1 protein-coding gene is annotated in these 570 nt (G+C 58.1%); it reads left to right on the plus strand.

What is annotated here, in order from left to right; all coding sequences use genetic code 11:
• On the plus strand, positions 1-486 hold a 486-nt coding region (locus KVT32_RS28450), incomplete at its 5' end, for a LysR family substrate-binding domain-containing protein (protein ID WP_217619245.1).
• Positions 487-570: the final 84 nt, after the last annotated feature.

Genomic DNA, 570 nt, shown 5'->3' on the forward strand with positions numbered 1-570 from the left:
CTACGGTCTGGCGACTTCACGATCGGATTTGCACACGCGGCGGATGTTGGCGAAGGCATCGTGGCTGACCCGATCTGGCGAGACCCGATTGTGATCGCCATGCCAGCGCGGCACTCGCTTCTTGCGCACAAGCAAGTTCCGCTGAACGAACTTCAGAGTCACCCACTGGTTCTGTGCGACAGACTGGCCTGCGAAGGCTACTGCCGAGAACTAAATCGGCTGCTACAGGTTCTGGAACACAGACTCAACGTTGTCGAAGAAGTGTCGTCGCTGGACATGATGCTAACGCTCGTCGGCGCAGGCTATGGGATTGGTTTCATGTCGGCGACCAAGATTCCCATCAGCCAGAGGCCGGACGTGGTGATTCGCCCTCTGGCGCAGGACACGGCGGTAATCACTACCTATCTGCTTCGGCCAGAAAGCAGCAACTCATCGGTTTCGCTGGATCGCTTCATCGAACGTCTGCGAGGACCTCCGGGTGACTAAAGCGTCAATGCCTATCTGAATCGTGCGCCGCGGCACGAAGATTGCGTTCGGCTGCGCTGACGAGTTCCGCAGCACTGAGCTTGA

The organism is Achromobacter sp. GbtcB20, from assembly GCF_019091095.1.
In the GTDB taxonomy this organism is placed as follows: Bacteria; Pseudomonadota; Gammaproteobacteria; order Burkholderiales; family Burkholderiaceae_B; genus Achromobacter; species Achromobacter mucicolens.